The following is a 17,407-nucleotide window of genomic DNA, read 5'->3' on the forward strand; positions in this document are numbered from 1 at the left end:
GGACGCGGCAAACCTATGGGGAGCTTGACATGCGAAAGGGGCCGCACCCTCGGATGCGGCCCCTTCCGGCGTCTCGTGGCGGGGGCTTCAGCCCTCCGAGCCCTCGTCGTCATTGGCGGCGCCGCCGATGTCGTCGAACAGGCCCTGGATCTCGAACTCGGCAGCGGCTTCTTCTTCCGCGGCCAGTTCCTGGATCGACTTGCCCGACGCCTGCAGTTCGGCTTCTTCGGCCGAGCGCGCGACGTTGATCGCGATGGTCGCTTCGACCTCGGGGTGCAGAACCACGCTCACTTCGTGCAGGCCCAGCTCCTTGATCGGACCGCGCAGCACGACCTGCTTGCGGTCGAGGGTGAAGCCGTCGGCGGTCGCCGATTCCGCGATGTCGCGGGTGGTGACCGAACCGTAGAGCGCGCCGCCGTCGGAGGCGGAGCGGATCACGACGAACTGCTGTCCGTCGAGCTTCTCGGCCATCTTCTCGGCGTCTTTCTTCGATTCCAGGTTCTGCGCTTCGAGCTGCGCTTTCTGGTCTTCGAAGCGGGCCTTGTTGGCCTCGTTGGCGCGCAGCGCCTTGCCCTGGGGCAGAAGGAAGTTACGGGCGTAGCCGTCCTTCACCTTCACGATCTCGCCCATCTGGCCAAGCTTGGCCACACGTTCCAGAAGGATCACGTCCATGTGTCGGTCTCCTTATTTCACGGCGTAGGGCAGCAGCGCCAGGAACCGCGCGCGCTTGATCGCCTGGGCGAGCTTGCGCTGGTTCTTGGAGCCGACGGCGGTGATGCGCGAGGGCACGATCTTGCCGCGCTCGGAGATGTAGCGCTGCAGCAGACGCGTGTCCTTGTAGTCGATCTTCGGCGCGTTCTCGCCCTCGAAGGGGTCGGTCTTGCGGCGACGGAAAAACGGTTTGGTGGCCATTCTCTTATCCTTTCCTGGAGGCGATCAGCGGCGCTCGCGGCGCTCGCCGCGCTCTTCGCGCTTCTGCATCTGGACCGAGGGGCCCTCTTCGTGGGTGTCGACCTTGATGGTCAGGACACGCATCACGTCGTCATGCAGGCGCATCAGGCGCTCCATCTCCTGCACGGCGGCCGAGGGCGCGTCCGAACGCAGGAAGGCATAGTGGCCCTTGCGGTTCTTGTTGATCTTGTAGGCCATGGTCTTGACGCCCCAGTACTCGTTCTCGAGCACCTTGCCGCCATTGTCGGCGAGGACGGTCGAGAAGTGCTCGACGAGGCTTTCGGCCTGCGCGTTGGACAGGTCCTGACGCGCGATGAAGACATGCTCGTAAAGCGGCATGCGTTCTCCAGTTCGGTTTCTCGGCGCATTTCATAGAACGGGGCCTGAGCCTTCCGCTCCCCGTTCACGAGAGTCTGCGCGGTTCATGCGAATGCGCGGAAGGATGCGGCCTTATACAGACTGCGCGGCGCGGCGCAAGCCTCGCCCCGGCAGGGCGTTTGGACGCGACGTCGAAAACGCGGGACGCAACGTCATAACGCCTGTTTGGCGCCACAATCGCGCCCCGTTCGATGCTCAACCTCAAGTTATCCCGATCGTCGCCGTCCAGAGGTGTCCATCATGACCGCAGCCGTCCCGACCCGCTCCATCCGCGCGCCCTTCATCCTGGGCGGGCAGCGCCGATGGCAGAGGATCGCCATGCTGACCGCGTTCGCGGCCTGGGCCTTCGCATTGGGCGTCACCGCGGCGGTCGGGGCCATCTGGCTGTCGCCGATGGGGCTGAGCCTCGACGGCGAGCTGTGGCTGCGGCTGGTCGTGGCGGTGACGCTGGGCGGCGGGCTGGTCTGCTACGGCGCGCTGGGGCGCCGCGAAGAGATGCATTTCGATGCCGAGCGTCGGATGGTGCGGGCGGTGCTGCGGCGGCCCTCGGGCCGGGTCGAGCCGGTGGCGCGCTGGCGCTTCGAGGATTTCAGCGGGGTCGAGATCCGCAGCCGGGCCGAGGCGCGCAGCATGGCGCTGCGGGCCGAGCTGCATCTCGTCGGCCGCGGCCTGTCGGTCCGCGTCGCCGAGGGCGACCTCGACGCGATGACCGCGCTGGCCCGGCGGATCGAGGCCGAGCTGGGCCTCTCGGCACCGCGCGGCGGCCGGCTGTTCCGCCGCGGCGCCTGACGCTTTCTTGTCGTGGCGGCGCCAAGCCGCTATGCGATGGCCCGACGCACCGCATCACAAGGGAGCAGGGCCATGCGCGCATTCGTTTTTCCGGGGCAGGGGTCGCAGACAATCGGCATGGGCCGGGCGCTGGCCGAGGCCTATCCGGCGGCGCGCGACGTCTATGACGAGGTCGACGCCGCGCTGGGGGAAAAGCTCTCCACGCTGATCTTCGAAGGCGAGATCGAGACGCTGACCCTGACCCGCAACGCCCAGCCGGCGCTGATGGCGACCTCGATCGCGGCGATGGCCGCGCTCAAATCCGAAGGCATAGACGTCACCGCGGCGGATTTCGTCGCCGGTCACTCGCTCGGCGAATACTCGGCGCTCTGCGCGGCGGGCGCGCTGCGGCTCGACGACACGGCGCGGCTGTTGCGGCTGCGCGGAGAGGCGATGCAGCAGGCGGTGCCGGTCGGCGAGGGCGCGATGGCGGCGCTCTTGGGCCTCGATCTCGACACCGCCCGCGCGGTGGCCGAGGCCGCGGCGCAGGGCGATGTCTGCCAGGCCGCCAACGACAACGACCCCTCGCAGGTGGTGATCTCCGGCCACAAGGCGGCGGTCGAGCGGGCGCTCGACATCGCCAAGGAAAAGGGCGCCAAGCGGGCGATCCTGCTGCCGGTGAGCGCGCCGTTCCACTGCGCCCTGATGGCGCCCGCCGCCCGCGCCATGGCCGACGCGCTCGAAGGCGTCGAGATCCGCGAGCCTGCGGTGCCGGTCGTCGCCAATGTCCGCGCCGCGGCGGTCTCCGACCCGGCGCTGATCCGCACGCTGCTGGTCGACCAGGTCACCGGCGCGGTGCGCTGGCGCGAAAGCGTGGAATACATGGCCGGGCAGGGCGTGATCGAGTTCTGGGAGATCGGCGCCGGCAAGGCGCTGACCGGGATGATCCGCCGGATCGCCAAGGGCGCCGAGACCCGCGCCATCGGCACCCCCGAGGACGTGGCGGCGGCCAAGGGCTGATCCCGCTCCGGGCCGTATCCAAGACCAAGACGAAGATCCCGCCCGCGTGCCACGGCGCGCGGGCTGTGGTCCGGGCGCGGCCTTGCTGCTAAACCGGGCACAAACTGAGATCCTGAGGAGAAAGAAGATGTTCGACCTGACCGGCAAGACCGCCCTCGTCACCGGCGCCTCGGGCGGCATCGGCGGCGCCATCGCCACCGCGCTGCACGGCGCCGGCGCCACGGTGGGGCTTTCGGGCACCCGCACCGCGCCGCTCGAGGAGCTGGCGGCGAGCCTGGGCGACCGCGCCCATGTCCTGCCCTGCAACCTCTCGGATGCCGAGGCGGTGAACGCGCTGCCCAAGCAGGCGATCGAGGCGATGGGCGGGCTCGACATCCTCGTCAACAACGCCGGCATCACCCGCGACAACCTGTTCATGCGGATGTCCGAGGAAGACTGGGCGCAGGTGCTGGAGGTCAACCTCACCTCGACCATGCGGCTGTGCAAGGGCGTGGTGCGGCCGATGATGAAGGCCCGCTGGGGCCGGATCATCAACATCTCCTCGATCGTCGGCGCCACCGGCAACCCCGGCCAGACCAACTATGCCGCCGCCAAGGCGGGCATGGTCGGCATGTCCAAGTCGCTCGCCTACGAGGTGGCCAGCCGCGGCATCACCGTGAACTGCGTGGCGCCGGGCTTCATCGAGACGGCGATGACCGACAAGCTCAACGACGAGCAGAAATCCGGCATCCTCGGCCAGATCCCGTCGGGCCGCATGGGCACGCCCGAGGAGATCGCCGCCGCCGTGCTCTACCTCGCCAGCCCGGAAGCCGGTTACGTCACCGGTGCGACGTTGCACGTCAATGGTGGCATGGCGATGCTCTGAGCCACCGCATTCCGTGCAGGGAAGGGGGCGAAAGCGTTTGCGCCTCCCGAAATCTCTGCTACATGACCACGTGATTTGCCGAATTTGGCGCTTTGGCGCCGGTCGGTCAGCGGCCCGAGCGGGCACATCAAGCCGCCCCCTGGGGCAAGCAGTGAAAAGGCCCGGAGTGGCCGGAAAGACGTGAGGAATTGACATGAGCGACGTCGCCGATCGCGTGCGCAAGATCGTTGTTGAGCATCTGGGTGTCGAAGAGGACAAGGTCGTCGAGAACGCCTCCTTCATCGACGATCTGGGCGCCGACAGCCTCGACACCGTCGAGCTGGTCATGGCCTTCGAGGAAGAGTTCGGGATCGAGATCCCCGACGACGCCGCCGAGACCATCCAGACCTTCGGCGACGCGGTCCGCTTCATCAAGGAAGCGCAGTAACATAACGGGCCGCGCCTTCGGGACGCGGCACCGGGCCGGGATCTTCGGATCCGAGGCATGCAGCGGCACCCCACGGGGTGCCGTTCGCGTTTCCGGGCCCAGGTTTCGCGGCTCAGCCGGGCTGCGGCGCGACGCCTTCGGGCTCCGGCAGGGTCAGGATCGGCGCCACCGCGTCCTCCGGCAGCGGCCGCAGGAACTGCACGCCGACATAGTGGCGGTTGCGCCAGCGCGCCCGCGCCCCGATCCGCCGGTCGCCCAGCGTGATGATCACCGCCCCCAGCGGCCCCGGCTCGAACTCCGGATCGAGCCGTAGCTTGGCGCCGAGCCGACTGATATCGACGAGCCGGGTCTCGGTTTCCGACCGGCCGGCGCGCAACCGGGCCGGGAGGTTGACGGCATGTCGCCGGGCCTGGCGTCGACGGCGGCGGTTGCGCCGCGCCAGCAGGCGCCCGAGCAGCGTCCCGAGACCGGCCAGCACCAGCGCGCCCAGCCCCAGCCCGGCCAGATCGGCCATCCGCATCCCGGCGAGCCCGTCGCCCGTCGCCGGGCCGGGCCGTTCCTCGGCCTCGGGCCCCGCCTGCGGCCCCGCCGCGCGCTCGGGCGCGCAGGCATGGCGCGCCAGCAGCAGCACGAGCCGCCCCTGCACCGCGCGCGCCGCGGGGGCGGCGAGACGGGCGTGGGCCGCGGCCTCGCCGTCGCGCCGTGCCAGCGTCACCGCCTCCTCGGCCAGCCGCAGCGCGGCGTCGAGATCGGCGCGGTGACGCGCCAGCGGGTGGCCGCGCAGGTCCCACATCGCCCGTTCGGTATCGATCCGGCGCAACGCCCGGTCGAGCCCGGCGAGGTCGCCCGCGCGGCTGCCCGCCGCGACCCGCCCCAGCGCCGCGATCGCCTCGCAGGCCGGGTCGGCGCGCAGCGGCGCCGCCATCAGCATCACGATCAGCGCCAGCCAAAGCCGCATCGAACCCTCCGTTTCGCGCATTTGACCCAAGGAGGCTGAAGGTGGCGTTAAGCCCGACTGGGCGGCGGGCCGCCAAATTCGACACGCCCGCGCTCTTGCTCCCGCGCGAAGCCCTGCGGTATCAGGGCGCGAGTTTTGACGAAGAGGATGGTCAGATGCGGCGAGTGGTCGTGACGGGGCTGGGGCTGGTGACGCCGCTGGCCGACAAGGTCGAGCCGAGCTGGGAGGCGATCCTGGCGGGAAAATCGGGCGCGGGCACCATCACCCGCTTCGACGCCGATCACTTGGCGACGAACTACGCCTGCGAGGTACCGCGCGGCGACGACGCCGACCCGGCGGTCCGGTTCGATCCGAACGCCTACATGGAGCCGAAAGAGCAGCGCAAGGTCGACGACTTCATCCTCTACGGCATCGCCGCCGCCCAGCAGGCGGTCGAGGATTCGGGCTGGATGCCCGAGGATGACGAAAGCCGCGAGCGCACCGGCGTGATGATCGGCTCCGGCATCGGCGGCCTGAACTCGATCGCCGAGACCGCGCTGCTCATTCGCGACAAGGGCCCGCGTCGCGTCTCGCCCTTCTTCATTCCCGGCGCGCTGATCAACCTGATTTCGGGCCAGGTCTCGATCCGCTACGGCTTCAAGGGGCCGAACCACTCGGTCGTCACCGCCTGCTCGACCGGCGCGCATGCCATCGGCGACGCGGCCCGGCTGATCAAGTACGGCTCGGCCGACGTGATGGTGGCCGGCGGCGCCGAGGCGGCGATCTCCGAGATCGGCATCGCCGGCTTCAACGCCTGCAAGGCGCTCTCGACCAAGCGGCGCGACGATCCGCAGGCCGCGAGCCGCCCCTATGACAACGACCGCGACGGCTTCGTCATGGGCGAGGGCGCGGGCATCGTCGTGCTCGAGGAATACGAGCACGCTAAGGCCCGCGGCGCCAAGATCTATGCCGAGGTGCTGGGCTACGGCCTGTCGGGCGACGCCTACCACATCACCGCGCCGTCGGAGGATGGCGAGGGCGGCGAGCGGGCGATGCGCGCCGCGCTCAAGGATGCCGGGATCACGGCCGACAAGATCGACTACATCAACGCGCACGGCACCTCGACCATGGCCGACACGATCGAGCTCGGCGCGGTGGAGCGGCTGATGGGCGAGGCGGCCAGGAACGTCACCATGTCCTCGACCAAGTCGATGACCGGCCACCTCTTGGGCGCGGCTGGCGCGATCGAGGCGATCTTCTCGATCCTCGCGATCCGCGACCAGGTCGCGCCGCCGACCATCAACCTCGACAACCCGGCGGTCGAAACCGTCGTCGACCTCGCGCCCAACGCCAAGCGCGAGCGCAAGATCGACGTGGCGCTGTCGAACAGCTTCGGCTTCGGCGGCACCAATGCGAGCGTGCTCTTCGGCCGGGTCGCCTCCTGATGTGGCGTCATCTCGCCTCGAACACGATCACCTTCATGATCGTGGGGCTCGCAGGCGCCGCCGGCGTGATCGCATGGGGCGTCAACGAGTATTCGGGCGAGGGCCCGCTTGAAACGGCGATGTGCCTGCGCGTCGAGCCGGGCACCAACATGCGCGCCGTGAGCGCCCGGCTCGAGGAGCAGGGCGCGATCGGCTCGGCGCCGATCTTCCGCATCGGCGCCGAGTATTCCGAGAAGGCCGGCCAGCTCAAGGCCGGCAGCCACCTGATCCCCGAGCAGTCGTCGATGGAGGAGATCCTCGACATCGTGACCCGCGGCGGTGCCTCCACCTGCGGCACCGAGATCCTCTACAAGATCGGCGTCAACGCGGTGGCCGCCGAGGTGCGCGAGCTCGACCCCGCGACTTCGAGCTACACCGAGCTGGCGGAGTTCGACCCGACCGCCGAGGGCGTCGAGATCCCGGCCGAATACGAGACCATGCGCGAGCGCGCCGACACGCGCTACCGCATCTCCATGGCCGAGGGCGTGACCTCCTGGCAGGTGGTGCAGGCGCTCAACGCGATCGACACGCTCGACGGCGATGTCGAGGAAATCCCTGCCGAGGGCAGCCTCGCGCCCGATAGCTACGAGATCGCGCCCGGCACCCAGGTCGCGGCGGTGCTCGAGCGGATGGAGGCCGCGCAGGCGGCGATCCTCGCCGAGACCTGGGAGAACCGGGCCGAGGACCTGCCGCTTGAGACGCCGGAAGAGGCGCTGATCCTCGCCTCGATCGTCGAGAAGGAAACCGGCGTCGCCGCCGAGCGGCCGCAGGTCGCCAGCGTCTTTGTCAACCGGCTGCGGCAGGGCATGCCGCTGCAGACCGACCCGACCGTGATCTACGGCATCACCGAGGGCAAGGGCGTGCTCGGGCGCGGGCTGCGGCGCAGCGAGCTGCAGGCCGAGACGCCGTGGAACACCTATGTGATCAACGGTCTGCCGCCGACGCCGATCGCCAACCCGGGCCGCGCCGCGATCCAGGCGGCGCTCAACCCGGCGAGCACGGATTACGTGTTCTTCGTGGCCGACGGCACCGGCGGTCACGCCTTTTCCGAGACGCTGGCCGAGCACAACAGCAACGTCGCCAAGTGGCGCGAGATCGAGGCGCAGCGCGCTGCGGGAAATTGATTTTCCGTAAACGGACCGGTCGGTTACGGCCCATTCCTCAGATCGCCGAGATTGACTTTTGGCACGCAGTGTCTTAGGGTAAACGTCAGGCTGAGACAAATGCACGGCGGCCCCGGAGAAATCCGGGGCCGCCTTTTTTCGTGCCCGCGTCCCAGCCGTAGGTTGAGGAGGAACAGGCATGACGACGGATGACACAGGCGGCGTGACGGCGGCCGAACAAGCCGCGCGCCGCAAGGAGTGGGAGGATGCGTGGACGCTGCTCTCATCGGTGCGCTCCACGCTGGCGGACCTGCTGGAAGCGGCCCGCTACGAGACCGGCGTACCAAAGGAAATTTCCAAGAAGATCAGCGATCTGGAAAGCGCGCTTAAGGCGGCGTTCGAAGTGGAGAGGCGTTTCAATGACTGGCTCAAGCGACAGGATGGCGGCCTCGCCGCAGGCGAGATCGACCTCGACGATGCCTGGCGGCGGATCACTTGCCGGCTGGATCGCCTGCGCGCCTGCTGCCGAGAGGACCGCCTTTCTTGACGGGCTCGACCCGGCCGCGCTGGCGGCGCTGCCGCATCTGTTCGATCTCTGGGCGCTGCCGCATCAGCGGCCGCCAGGCGGCGACTGGCGGACATGGGTGATCTTGGGCGGTCGCGGCGCGGGCAAGACCCGGGCCGGGGCGGAATGGGTGCGCGGTCAGGTGGAGGGTCCGCGCCCGCGCGATCCCGGCCGGGCGCGACGCGTGGCGCTGATCGGCGAGACGCTCGACCAGGCGCGTGAGGTGATGGTCTTCGGCGATAGCGGCCTCATGGCCTGTGCGCCGCCCGACCGGCGGCCGGACTGGTCGGCGACCCGCCGGATGCTGACTTGGCCCAACGGCGCCACGGCGCAGATCTTCTCGGCGCATGACCCCGAGGCGCTGCGCGGCCCGCAATTCGACGCCGCCTGGGCCGACGAGTTGGCCAAGTGGAGGCGCGGGCAGGAGGCGTGGGACATGCTGCAATTCGGGCTGCGGTTGGGCGATCCGCGCGCCTGCGTCACCACCACCCCGCGCAACGTCGCGGTGCTGCGCGACCTGCTGGCTGCCGACAGCACCGTGACCACCCATGCGCCGACCGAAGCGAACGCCGCCAATCTCGCGCCGGGCTTCCTGGACGAGATGCGTCGCCGCTACGCCGGGACACGGCAGGGCCGGCAGGAGCTCGACGGCGTGCTGCTGGCCGATGCCGAGGGGGCGCTGTGGACCGCCGCGATGCTGGCCGCCTGCGTGGTCGAGGGGGCGCCCGATCTCGACCGGATCGTGGTCGCGGTCGACCCCTCGGTGAGTGCGCATGCAGGCTCCGACGCCTGCGGCATCATCGTGGCGGGCGCGGTCACGCAGGGCCCGCCCGCCGACTGGCGGGCCTATGTGCTCGAGGACGCGACCGCGCTCCGCGCCTCGCCGCAGGGCTGGGCGCGCGCCGCCTGTGCCGCGATGGAGCGGCACGGGGCTGAGCGGATGGTGGCCGAGGTCAACCAGGGCGGTGCGCTGGTCGAGACGGTGGTGCGGCAGGTCGACCCGCTGGTGCCGTTCAAGGCGCTGCATGCCGGGCGCTCCAAGGGGCTCCGGGCCGAGCCGGTCGCCGCGCTCTACGAACAGGGCCGGGTGCACCACCTGCGCGGGCTCGGTGCTGCACGAACTGCCGCCCGGCACTGGGGCAGCGTGCGCATCTGCGCGCGGCCGAGCGGGGCGGCGATCTGGCGATCTCGTGGATCCGGCGGGCCCGGAGCGGGGCCGATGCCTGGGCCGGGCGCGAGGTGCCGCTCGACGTGCCGCGCGAGGCCTATCTGCTGCGGATCCTGTCGGAGGGGCTGCTGCGGCGCGAGGTCGAGCTGCAAACGCCGGGCTTCAGCTATGACGCGGCAATGCGGGCCGCCGATGGGGCGACGGGGCCGCTGGTGGTGCAGGTGGCGCAGGTCACGGACGCCTGGGGGGCGGGGCCCTTCGCCACGCTGGCGGTGCCCGGGGGAGGCCGATCCTGCCGGGTTGCCTCGATCGCGGGGTGGCGGCGCTGCTGGCGGCGCGGCCCGAGGCCCGGCCGGCGCTCGCCGGGCGGATCGTCGCGGAGGCGCGCGCCGCCGATGCCTGGCGGCGGCGGATGGGCCGGGCGCACCCGCTTTGGGGCGACGGATCGCTGATGGCGGCGGCGCTGCGGCACCCGGCCCGGCCGCTGTCGCCCTCGCTCGGGCCGGAGGCGCGCGCGGCGTTGCGGCAACTGCTCGATGCCCTTGACGCGGCTTCGGGGCTTTGATCTTGGCGCGCAGGCCCTATCTTGGGCAGACGAGGACGCGGGATCAGGAGGCCATGGCGATGGCGACACCACAGGCGCAACTGGCCGAAATCGACCCGGTCTGGAGCCGAATTCGCGGCGAGGCGGAGGACGCGATCGCGGCCGAGCCGCTGATGGGCGGGCTGGTGCATTCCAGCGTGCTGCACCACCAGAGCTTTGCCTGCGCGCTGGCCTACCGGCTGTCGCTCAAGCTCGCCTCCGACGAGATGCCCGCGCAGATCCTGCGCGAGATCATCGACGGCGCCTATGCCGCCGAGCCGGAGCTGGTGGTTTCGGCCCGCGCCGACCTGGTCGCCACCTATGAGCGCGACCCGGCCTGCCATCGCTTCCTGCAGCCGCTGCTGTATTTCAAGGGCTACCAGGCGATCCAGTCCTACCGGCTCGGCCATTGGCTGTGGCAGGAAAACCGCCGCGACCTCGCCTATTTCGTGCAGATGCGGGTCTCCGAGACCTTCGGCGTCGACATCCACCCGGCGGCCCGGATCGGCCGCGGCGTGATGATCGACCACGCCCATTCGGTGGTGATCGGCGAAACGGCGGTGGTCGGCGACAACGTGTCGATGCTGCATTCGGTGACGCTCGGCGGTACCGGCAAGGAAGAGCAGGACCGCCATCCCAAGATCGGCAACGGCGTGCTGATCGGTGCCGGTGCCAAGGTGCTGGGCAACATCCGGATCGGCGACTGCTCGCGGATCGCGGCCGGGTCGGTGGTGCTGATCGACATCCCGGCCTGCAAGACCGTGGCGGGCGTGCCCGCGCGGATCGTCGGCGAGGCGGGCTGCGCCCAGCCCTCGGTGTCGATGGACCAGACCTTCAAGGGCGAGTAGCCCTGCCGCGGGGCGCGGGGCCGGGGAGACGAAGATGTCGAAGATCCTGTGCACCGCGCTGCTGCTGACCGCCTCCGGGGCCATGGCCGAGGGGGCGCCCCCCGGCGACGATCACCCCCGCCGCGCCGCGAGCGGCATCTTCGATACCGAGGGGGTGATCGCCTGCGCGATGAATCCGGGCGAGGCGCTGGGCGAATGCGGCTTCGGCCTCGCGCTGGGCCGGGATGGCGACGCCACGCTGGTCGCGACCTTTGCCAATGGTTTCCGACGTACGCTCAGCTTCGATGGCGGGCGCTTCGTGCGGGGCGATGCGACGATGTCGGGCACCGGCACCGACATCGACTGGCGGATCGAGGACGGGTTGCATCTGATCCGCGTCGACGACCAGCGCTACGAGGTGCCGACGGCGACGCTGCCGGGACCGGAGGCCGCGCCGCCCGAGTGATCTCGGGCGTTTGGGGCTATTTGTGGGGCCGGAGCAGGCGGCGCAGCAGGACCTCGACGACCATCCCGGCCAGCGACAGGGCCGCGAACCATGCAAACCACGACCATTCGGTCGCCTCGGCGAGTCGGAAGGCGACCATCAGGGCGATCACCGAGATTCCGCCTCGCAGAACTGCGATGCCCCACGCCTTCATGATATTCGACCCCGTGTGATGCGGCTTCGGGACGGATCGCCCGAGGCGATGCTGCTGAACGCGAAGGGTGCGTGCAAGCGTCATGTGCGACGACCTGCGATAGAGAAGGGCCGCACCTTCGTTCGAAGGCGCGGCCCCTTGGCCCTGCAGGAGGGATCCGGCCTGATCAGGCCAGCATCACCATCGGGTTTTCCAGCGCGTCGGCGATCTGCTTGAGCAGCTCGGCACCCAGCGCGCCGTCGATCACCCGGTGATCGACCGAGAGCGTCACCGACATCACCGTCGCCACCTCGATCTCGCCCGCGTCGTTGACCACCGGCTTCTTCACGCCCGCGCCGACCGCGAGGATCGCGCCATGCGGCGGGTTGATCACGGCGTCGAAGTTGTCGATGCCGAACATGCCGAGGTTGGAGATCGCGAAGCTGCCGCCCTGGTATTCATGCGGCGCGAGCTTCTTGTCGCGGGCCCGCTTGGCGAGGTCCTTCATCTGCGCCGAGAGCGACGACAGCGAACGGCTTTCGGCGTCGCGCAGCACCGGGGTGAAAAGGCCACCCTCGATCGCCACGGCGACGGCGACGTCCGACGGCTTGAGCTTGAGCACCCGGTCGCCGGCCCAGACCGCGTTGGCGTCCGGCACCGCCTGCAGCGCCAGGGCCGAGGCCTTGATGATGAAGTCGTTGACCGAGAGCTTCACGCCGCGCCCTTCGAGCTGCTTGTTCAGCTGGCTGCGGAATTTCAGCAGCGCGTCGAGCTTGATGTCGCGGCGCAGGTAGAAATGCGGGATGGTCTGCTTGGCCTCGGTGAGACGCGCCGCGATGGTGCGACGCATGCCGTCGAGCTTGACCTCCTCGAACTCGCGATCCGCATACATTTTGCGGATCTGCTCGGCCTGCGCGCCGGGGGCGGCGGGCGCGGCCACCGGGGCCTTGTCGGCCTGGGCAGCGGGGGCCTTTACGGTCTCGGCCGCGGCGGGCTTCTGGCCCGGCTTGGCGCTTTCGACGTCGGCCTTGACGATGCGGCCGTTCGGGCCCGAGCCCTTGATCTGGCTCAGGTCGAGGCCCTTGTCGGCCGCGATGCGCCGCGCCAGCGGCGAGGCGAAGACGCGCTCGCCATCGCCCGAGCGGGCGGCAGGCGCGGCAGGGGCGGCGTCGTCGCCCTTGCCCTGCTGCGCGGCGGCGCCGTCATCGCCATAGCCCTTGGCCGGCGCGGTGGCCTGCTCGGGATGCGGTGCGGCGTGGCTGTCGGCGTCGCGATCCTTCGCGCCGCCGGTCTCGCCGATGTCATCGGCGCTTTCGCCTTCCTCGAGCAGCACGGCGATCGGGGTGTTGACCTTCACCCCCTCGGTGCCCTCGGCGATCAGGATCTTGCCCACGACGCCTTCGTCGACGGCCTCGAACTCCATCGTCGCCTTGTCGGTCTCGATCTCGGCCAGCAGGTCGCCGGAGGAGACGGTGTCGCCCTCCTTGACCAGCCATTTCGCCAGCGTGCCCTCTTCCATGGTGGGCGACAGCGCGGGCATCAGGATTTCGGTCGGCATGTCTCGCGCTCCGTTACTTGTAGGTCACTTTGCGCACCGCCTCGACGACCTCGTCGGTCGTGACCAGCGCGTGCTTCTCGAGATTGGCGGCATAGGGCATCGGCACGTCCTTGCCGGTGCAGTTGATGACCGGCGCGTCGAGATGGTCGAACGCCTCCTGCATCAGCACCGAGGAGATGTAGCCGCCGACCGAACCCTGCGGCCAACCCTCTTCGACGGTGACGCAGCGGTTGGTCTTCTTGACGCTCTCGATGATCGCGTCGGTGTCCATCGGGCGGATGGTCCGCAGGTCGATCACCTCGGCCTCGATGCCGTCGGCGGCGAGCTTCTCGGCCGCCTCGAGGGCGTAGGTCATGCCGATGCCGAAGGAGACGATGGTCACGTCGGTGCCTTCGCGGGCGATGCGCGCCTTGCCGAGCGGGATGGTGAAGTCATCCAGCACCGGCACCTCGAAGGAGCGGCCGTAGAGGATCTCGTTCTCGAGGAAGATCACCGGGTTGGGGTCGCGGATCGCGGATTTCATCAGGCCCTTCGCGTCGGCGGCGGTGTAGGGCATGACGACCTTGAGGCCGGGGATCTGCATGTACCAGGCGGCGTAGTCCTGGGAGTGCTGGGCACCGACGCGGGCGGCGGCGCCGTTGGGGCCGCGGAACACCATCGGGGCACCCATCTGGCCGCCCGACATGTAGAGCGTCTTGGCCGCCGAGTTGATGATGTGGTCGATCGCCTGCATGGCGAAGTTGAAGGTCATGAACTCGACGATCGGGCGCAGACCGCCGAAGGCCGCGCCGACCGCAATGCCGGCGAAGCCGTGCTCGGTGATCGGCGTGTCGACCACGCGCTTGGGGCCGAACTCGTCCAGCAGGCCCTGGGAGATCTTGTAGGCGCCCTGGTACTCGCCGACCTCTTCGCCCATCAGGAAGACGTTGTCGGCGCGGCGCATCTCCTCGGCCATGGCGTCGCGCAGCGCTTCGCGGACCGTGGTGGTCTTGGTCTCGGTGCCCTCGGGCCAGTCCGGGGTGCGCGGCGGCTTGGGCGCGGCGGCGGCCGGCGAGGAGGCGGCGGGGACGTCGGCGGGCAGGGTGTCCTTGGCCTTGGTCTCTTCCTTGACCTCGGTCTTGGCCTCGCTGCCGGCGTTCGATCCGGCGCTCTCGGCGGCGGAGGCGTCCTCGCCCTCCTCGAGCAGCACGGCGATCGGGGTGTTGACCTTCACGCCCTCGGTGCCCTCGGCGATCAGGATCTTGCCGACGGTGCCTTCGTCGACGGCCTCGAACTCCATCGTCGCCTTGTCGGTCTCGATCTCGGCCAGGATGTCGCCGGAGGAGACGGTGTCACCCTCCTTCACGAGCCACTTGGCGAGCGTGCCTTCCTCCATGGTCGGCGAGAGGGCGGGCATCAGAATTTCGGTCGCCATGGATCAGGCCTCCTGCGGGGCTTCGTCAGCGTAGATGTCGGTCCAGAGCTCCTCGAGCGCGGGCTCGGGGCTCTCCTTGGAGAACTCGGCGGAGTCGTTGACGATCTCCTTGATCTCCTTGTCGATCGCCTTGAGATCTTCCTCGGTCGCGTGGTTGCCGGTCAGCAGCAGCTTGCGGACTTGCTCGATCGGGTCGCGCTCGTCGCGCATCTTCTGCACCTCCTCGCGGCTCCGGTACTTCGCCGGGTCCGACATGGAGTGGCCGCGATAGCGGTAGGTCTTGATCTCGAGGATGTAGGGGCCCTTGCCTTCGCGGCAGTGGGCGACGGCGCGCTCGCCGGCTTCCTTGACCGCCAGCACGTCCATGCCGTCGACCTCTTCGCCCTTGATGCCGTAGGCGGCGCCGCGCTCCCACAGGGAGGGGCTCTTGGTCGAACGCTGGACGCTGGTGCCCATCGCGTACTGGTTGTTCTCGATCACGAAGACGACCGGCAGCTCCCACAGCTGGGCCATGTTGTAGGTCTCGTAGACCTGGCCCTGGTTGGCCGCGCCGTCGCCGAAATAGGTGAAGGTGACGCGCTTGTTGTCGAGATACTTGTCGGCGAAGGCGAGGCCGGCGCCGATCGGCACCTGCGCGCCGACGATGCCGTGGCCGCCGTAGAAGTGCTTCTCCTTCGAGAACATGTGCATGCTCCCGCCCTTGCCCTTGGAGTAGCCACCCTCGCGGCCGGTCAGCTCGGCCATCACGCCCTTGGGGTCCATGCCGCAGGCCAGCATGTGGCCGTGGTCACGGTAGGAGGTGATCCGCTTGTCGCCTTCCTCGGCCGCGGCCTCGAGCCCGACCACCACGGCCTCCTGGCCGATGTAGAGGTGGCAGAAGCCGCCGATCAGGCCCATGCCGTAGAGCTGGCCGGCCTTTTCCTCGAAACGCCGGATCAGCAGCATCTCGCGGTAGTAGTGCTTCAGCTCATCGGCGGGGATGTTGGAGCCCTTGGGGGCAGGATTGGTACCCTTGGCGGGCGCCGCGTCGGAGGTCTTCCGGGTCGCCATGGCGTCTCCCTTCGCGCTGTGACGGATAGTTTAGCCTTGAACTATCCCTTACAGAACTTGCGCGGGATGCAACAGGGCAATTCGCGCAACCCGGAAATGCGCGACGCCGCGCGGATCGGATCCGGCGCGGCGCAACAAAACAAGGCGATGGAGGCTTCCGCTGGGTCAGCGGATGACGATCTCGTCGGCGCGGATCATGCCGAGCACCTCGCGGGCGCGGGCGTCGAGCAGGTCGAGATCGAGGTAACGGTCGGACAGGCGGCGGGTGAGATTCTCCATCCGCGCGACTTCCTCGCGCAGGCTGGCGAGCTCCTTCTCCAGGCCCCGTGCCTCGGATTCGACCTCTGCCCGGCGGAACACGCCGTAATCGCCCTGAACGGCGGCAAAGGTGAAATAGAGCCCGATCAGCAGCGAGCCGATCAGGTAGAGGGCGGGGCCCAGAGAAGGGGTGCGCTTCAACATCACTCGTGCCTCGTGCGCCGCCTCTTTGCCGGACGGCTGCCATCAGCCTGCCATGAAAAAGGCGGCGGAAACATCGCGTTCCGCCGCCTCGGCCCGAATTCGCCTAGTGCTGTGACCCTATTGCCTCTTTCGACAGGCCGATCGGGTCAGGCGCGGCGAAACCTGGTCTTCAGGCCTTGCCCAGATAGATGTCCTGCAGCTTGCCCAGCAGTTCGAGCGCCTCGGCGCGCGGTCGCTGGAACGAGTTGCGGCCGATGATCGAGCCGTTGCCGCCGCCGTCGCGGATCGCGCGGGCGTCGTCATAGACCGAATCCGTGCCCTTCTTGGCACCGCCCGAGAACACCATCAGGCGACGGCCGGCGAAGGCCGACTGCACGCAGTGGCGCACGCGCGCCGCCTGGGTCGAGATGTCGATGCCCTCGGCCTCGTAGACCTTCTTGGCCTCCGGCAGCGACAGGTGGTCGGTCGACAGCTTGATCTTGATGATATGGGCGCCGATCAGCGCCGCGATCTGGGCGGCATAGGCGGCGATGTCGATCGCGGTCTCGCCGTCCTTGTCGAGCGCCTCGCCGCGCGGGTAGGACCAGATCACGGTGGCCACGCCCTTGGCGGCGGCCTCCTTGCGCATCTCGACGATCTCCTCGAACATCTCGAGCGCGCAGTCCGAACCCGGGTAGATCGTGAAGCCGATCGCCGAGCAGCCAAGCCGCAGCGCGTCGTCGACGCTGGCGGTGACGGCCTGGTTCTTGCCGGCGGTGCCCGACATCAGCGAGTTGGCGCTGTTGCATTTCAGGATGGTCGGGATCTGGCCCGCGAAGCTGTCGGCGCCGGCCTCGATCATGCCCAGCGGCGCGGCATAGGCGTTCAGCCCGGCATCGATGGCCAGCTTGTAGTGATAATGCGGGTCGTAGCCTTCGGGGTTGGGCGCGAAGCTGCGGGCGGGGCCGTGCTCGAAGCCCTGGTCGACCGGCAGGATGATCATCTTGCCGGTGCCGCCCAGCTTGCCCGCCATCAGCATCCGGGCGAGGTTGGCCTTCACGCCGGGGGTCTCGCCCTCGTAGTTGCGAAGGATGTCGCGGACGATTTCGGTGGTCTGCATGGGGCGCCTTTCGGTTTGCATCTGCAGCGAACGTTAAGGCGCTCCCCGGTGGCTCACAATGCTGTTAGCGCCACCGGGGAGCAGTGTTAGCGCAACCAAAACCCCGTGAT

General features: G+C 69.2%; 20 protein-coding genes and 1 pseudogene. 11 read left to right on the plus strand and 10 right to left on the minus strand.

Translation table 11 applies throughout. The features are described 5' to 3' along the window. Window positions 1–87 precede the first annotated feature (87 nt). The 3 genes from rplI to rpsF are packed head-to-tail and all read right to left on the minus strand — an operon-like array spanning window position 88 to window position 1,290. Window positions 88–672, minus strand: a complete 585-nt coding sequence (gene rplI, locus FHS00_RS00445; RefSeq protein WP_183468811.1) for a 50S ribosomal protein L9 — start codon at window positions 670–672, stop codon at window positions 88–90. A gap of 12 nt (window positions 673–684) precedes the next feature. Next, complete coding sequence (gene rpsR, locus FHS00_RS00450) at window positions 685–912, minus strand: 30S ribosomal protein S18 (RefSeq protein ID WP_017929480.1); 228 nt, start codon at window positions 910–912, stop codon at window positions 685–687. Between the two features lie 24 nt (window positions 913–936). Further along, a complete protein-coding gene (rpsF, locus tag FHS00_RS00455) occupies window positions 937–1,290 on the minus strand; it encodes a 30S ribosomal protein S6 (RefSeq protein ID WP_183468813.1) in 354 nt (117 codons plus the stop codon). Window positions 1,291–1,569: 279 nt separating this feature from the next. On the opposite strand from rpsF, the gene FHS00_RS00460 reads away from it, so the two are divergent. From FHS00_RS00460 to FHS00_RS00475, 4 genes are all read left to right on the plus strand, one after another. Then, complete coding sequence (locus FHS00_RS00460; RefSeq protein WP_183468815.1) at window positions 1,570–2,118, plus strand: ABC-2 transporter permease; 549 nt, start codon at window positions 1,570–1,572, stop codon at window positions 2,116–2,118. Between the two features lie 72 nt (window positions 2,119–2,190). Then, a complete protein-coding gene (gene fabD, locus FHS00_RS00465; protein ID WP_183468817.1) occupies window positions 2,191–3,117 on the plus strand; it encodes an ACP S-malonyltransferase in 927 nt (308 codons plus the stop codon). 127 nt (window positions 3,118–3,244) lie between these two features. Beyond that, window positions 3,245–3,982: a 3-oxoacyl-ACP reductase FabG gene (fabG, locus tag FHS00_RS00470; protein ID WP_183468819.1), complete on the plus strand. Its 738-nt coding sequence runs from the start codon at window positions 3,245–3,247 to the stop codon at window positions 3,980–3,982. A 193-nt stretch (window positions 3,983–4,175) separates the two neighbouring features. Continuing rightward, window positions 4,176–4,409, plus strand: coding sequence for an acyl carrier protein (locus FHS00_RS00475; protein WP_017929475.1), 234 nt, complete (start codon window positions 4,176–4,178; stop codon window positions 4,407–4,409). 112 nt (window positions 4,410–4,521) lie between these two features. Here the strand turns inward: FHS00_RS00475 and FHS00_RS00480 are convergent, their stop codons facing one another. Beyond that, window positions 4,522–5,367, minus strand: coding sequence for a PilZ domain-containing protein (locus tag FHS00_RS00480; protein WP_183468821.1), 846 nt, complete (start codon window positions 5,365–5,367; stop codon window positions 4,522–4,524). 155 nt (window positions 5,368–5,522) lie between these two features. On the opposite strand from FHS00_RS00480, the gene fabF reads away from it, so the two are divergent. The 7 genes and pseudogenes from fabF to FHS00_RS00510 all read left to right on the plus strand — a co-directional run bounded on the left by fabF (window position 5,523) and on the right by FHS00_RS00510 (window position 11,542). Continuing rightward, complete coding sequence (gene fabF / locus FHS00_RS00485) at window positions 5,523–6,791, plus strand: beta-ketoacyl-ACP synthase II (RefSeq protein ID WP_183468823.1); 1,269 nt, start codon at window positions 5,523–5,525, stop codon at window positions 6,789–6,791. Beyond that, a complete protein-coding gene (gene mltG / locus FHS00_RS00490) occupies window positions 6,791–7,954 on the plus strand; it encodes an endolytic transglycosylase MltG (RefSeq protein WP_183468825.1) in 1,164 nt (387 codons plus the stop codon). The genes fabF and mltG overlap by 1 nt, the downstream gene beginning before the upstream one ends. Before the next feature lie 178 nt (window positions 7,955–8,132). Continuing rightward, window positions 8,133–8,480 (plus strand): hypothetical protein, encoded by a 348-nt coding sequence (locus tag FHS00_RS00495; RefSeq protein WP_183468828.1) that lies wholly within the window; start codon window positions 8,133–8,135, stop codon window positions 8,478–8,480. Further along, a pseudogene (locus FHS00_RS00500) lies at window positions 8,410–9,612 on the plus strand (DNA-packaging protein); the annotation flags it as partial. The gene FHS00_RS00495 and the pseudogene FHS00_RS00500, both read left to right, overlap by 71 nt. 370 nt (window positions 9,613–9,982) lie before the next feature. After that, window positions 9,983–10,231, plus strand: a complete 249-nt coding sequence (locus FHS00_RS18020; RefSeq protein ID WP_484497039.1) for a DUF7742 family protein — start codon at window positions 9,983–9,985, stop codon at window positions 10,229–10,231. 59 nt (window positions 10,232–10,290) lie between these two features. Then, complete coding sequence (cysE, locus tag FHS00_RS00505; protein WP_183468830.1) at window positions 10,291–11,097, plus strand: serine O-acetyltransferase; 807 nt, start codon at window positions 10,291–10,293, stop codon at window positions 11,095–11,097. Between the two features lie 34 nt (window positions 11,098–11,131). Beyond that, complete coding sequence (locus FHS00_RS00510; protein WP_183468832.1) at window positions 11,132–11,542, plus strand: hypothetical protein; 411 nt, start codon at window positions 11,132–11,134, stop codon at window positions 11,540–11,542. Between the two features lie 16 nt (window positions 11,543–11,558). Here the strand turns inward: FHS00_RS00510 and FHS00_RS00515 are convergent, their stop codons facing one another. From FHS00_RS00515 to FHS00_RS00540, 6 genes are all read right to left on the minus strand, one after another. Continuing rightward, window positions 11,559–11,819, minus strand: a complete 261-nt coding sequence (locus FHS00_RS00515) for a hypothetical protein (protein ID WP_183468834.1) — start codon at window positions 11,817–11,819, stop codon at window positions 11,559–11,561. An 82-nt stretch (window positions 11,820–11,901) separates the two neighbouring features. Beyond that, the gene (locus FHS00_RS00520; RefSeq protein WP_183468836.1) at window positions 11,902–13,272 is read right to left on the minus strand and encodes a pyruvate dehydrogenase complex dihydrolipoamide acetyltransferase; all 1,371 of its coding nucleotides are present in this window, start codon (window positions 13,270–13,272) and stop codon (window positions 11,902–11,904) included. Between the two features lie 13 nt (window positions 13,273–13,285). Continuing rightward, window positions 13,286–14,686: a pyruvate dehydrogenase complex E1 component subunit beta gene (locus tag FHS00_RS00525; RefSeq protein ID WP_183468838.1), complete on the minus strand. Its 1,401-nt coding sequence runs from the start codon at window positions 14,684–14,686 to the stop codon at window positions 13,286–13,288. Between the two features lie 3 nt (window positions 14,687–14,689). After that, a complete protein-coding gene (gene pdhA, locus FHS00_RS00530; RefSeq protein ID WP_246390865.1) occupies window positions 14,690–15,736 on the minus strand; it encodes a pyruvate dehydrogenase (acetyl-transferring) E1 component subunit alpha in 1,047 nt (348 codons plus the stop codon). A 165-nt stretch (window positions 15,737–15,901) separates the two neighbouring features. Further along, entirely contained in the window at window positions 15,902–16,198 is a 297-nt protein-coding gene (locus FHS00_RS00535; protein WP_183468840.1) for an FtsB family cell division protein, read from the minus strand. A gap of 169 nt (window positions 16,199–16,367) precedes the next feature. After that, a complete protein-coding gene (locus tag FHS00_RS00540) occupies window positions 16,368–17,297 on the minus strand; it encodes a class I fructose-bisphosphate aldolase (RefSeq protein ID WP_183468842.1) in 930 nt (309 codons plus the stop codon). Window positions 17,298–17,407 lie beyond the last annotated feature (110 nt).

The sequence above is a fragment of the Limimaricola variabilis genome (assembly GCF_014195545.1).
Taxonomy (GTDB): domain Bacteria; phylum Pseudomonadota; class Alphaproteobacteria; order Rhodobacterales; family Rhodobacteraceae; genus Limimaricola; species Limimaricola variabilis.

What these genes read in the sequence shown, in the direction of transcription:
- FHS00_RS00460 (WP_183468815.1), top strand. Translation starts at nt 1,570, where the DNA reads ATGACCGCAGCCGTCCCGACCCGCTCCATCCGCGCGCCCTTCATCCTG.
- FHS00_RS00540 (WP_183468842.1), bottom strand. Translation starts at nt 17,297, where the DNA reads ATGCAGACCACCGAAATCGTCCGCGACATCCTTCGCAACTACGAGGGC.
- FHS00_RS00535 (WP_183468840.1), bottom strand. Translation starts at nt 16,198, where the DNA reads ATGTTGAAGCGCACCCCTTCTCTGGGCCCCGCCCTCTACCTGATCGGC.
- FHS00_RS00495 (WP_183468828.1), top strand. Translation starts at nt 8,133, where the DNA reads ATGACGACGGATGACACAGGCGGCGTGACGGCGGCCGAACAAGCCGCG.
- FHS00_RS00520 (WP_183468836.1), bottom strand. Translation starts at nt 13,272, where the DNA reads ATGCCGACCGAAATCCTGATGCCCGCGCTGTCGCCCACCATGGAAGAG.
- rpsF (WP_183468813.1), bottom strand. Translation starts at nt 1,290, where the DNA reads ATGCCGCTTTACGAGCATGTCTTCATCGCGCGTCAGGACCTGTCCAAC.
- mltG (WP_183468825.1), top strand. Translation starts at nt 6,791, where the DNA reads ATGTGGCGTCATCTCGCCTCGAACACGATCACCTTCATGATCGTGGGG.
- fabG (WP_183468819.1), top strand. Translation starts at nt 3,245, where the DNA reads ATGTTCGACCTGACCGGCAAGACCGCCCTCGTCACCGGCGCCTCGGGC.
- fabD (WP_183468817.1), top strand. Translation starts at nt 2,191, where the DNA reads ATGCGCGCATTCGTTTTTCCGGGGCAGGGGTCGCAGACAATCGGCATG.
- FHS00_RS00525 (WP_183468838.1), bottom strand. Translation starts at nt 14,686, where the DNA reads ATGGCGACCGAAATTCTGATGCCCGCCCTCTCGCCGACCATGGAGGAA.
- fabF (WP_183468823.1), top strand. Translation starts at nt 5,523, where the DNA reads ATGCGGCGAGTGGTCGTGACGGGGCTGGGGCTGGTGACGCCGCTGGCC.
- rpsR (WP_017929480.1), bottom strand. Translation starts at nt 912, where the DNA reads ATGGCCACCAAACCGTTTTTCCGTCGCCGCAAGACCGACCCCTTCGAG.
- cysE (WP_183468830.1), top strand. Translation starts at nt 10,291, where the DNA reads ATGGCGACACCACAGGCGCAACTGGCCGAAATCGACCCGGTCTGGAGC.
- FHS00_RS00475 (WP_017929475.1), top strand. Translation starts at nt 4,176, where the DNA reads ATGAGCGACGTCGCCGATCGCGTGCGCAAGATCGTTGTTGAGCATCTG.
- rplI (WP_183468811.1), bottom strand. Translation starts at nt 672, where the DNA reads ATGGACGTGATCCTTCTGGAACGTGTGGCCAAGCTTGGCCAGATGGGC.
- pdhA (WP_246390865.1), bottom strand. Translation starts at nt 15,736, where the DNA reads ATGGCGACCCGGAAGACCTCCGACGCGGCGCCCGCCAAGGGTACCAAT.
- FHS00_RS00510 (WP_183468832.1), top strand. Translation starts at nt 11,132, where the DNA reads ATGTCGAAGATCCTGTGCACCGCGCTGCTGCTGACCGCCTCCGGGGCC.
- FHS00_RS00480 (WP_183468821.1), bottom strand. Translation starts at nt 5,367, where the DNA reads ATGCGGCTTTGGCTGGCGCTGATCGTGATGCTGATGGCGGCGCCGCTG.
- FHS00_RS00515 (WP_183468834.1), bottom strand. Translation starts at nt 11,819, where the DNA reads ATGACGCTTGCACGCACCCTTCGCGTTCAGCAGCATCGCCTCGGGCGA.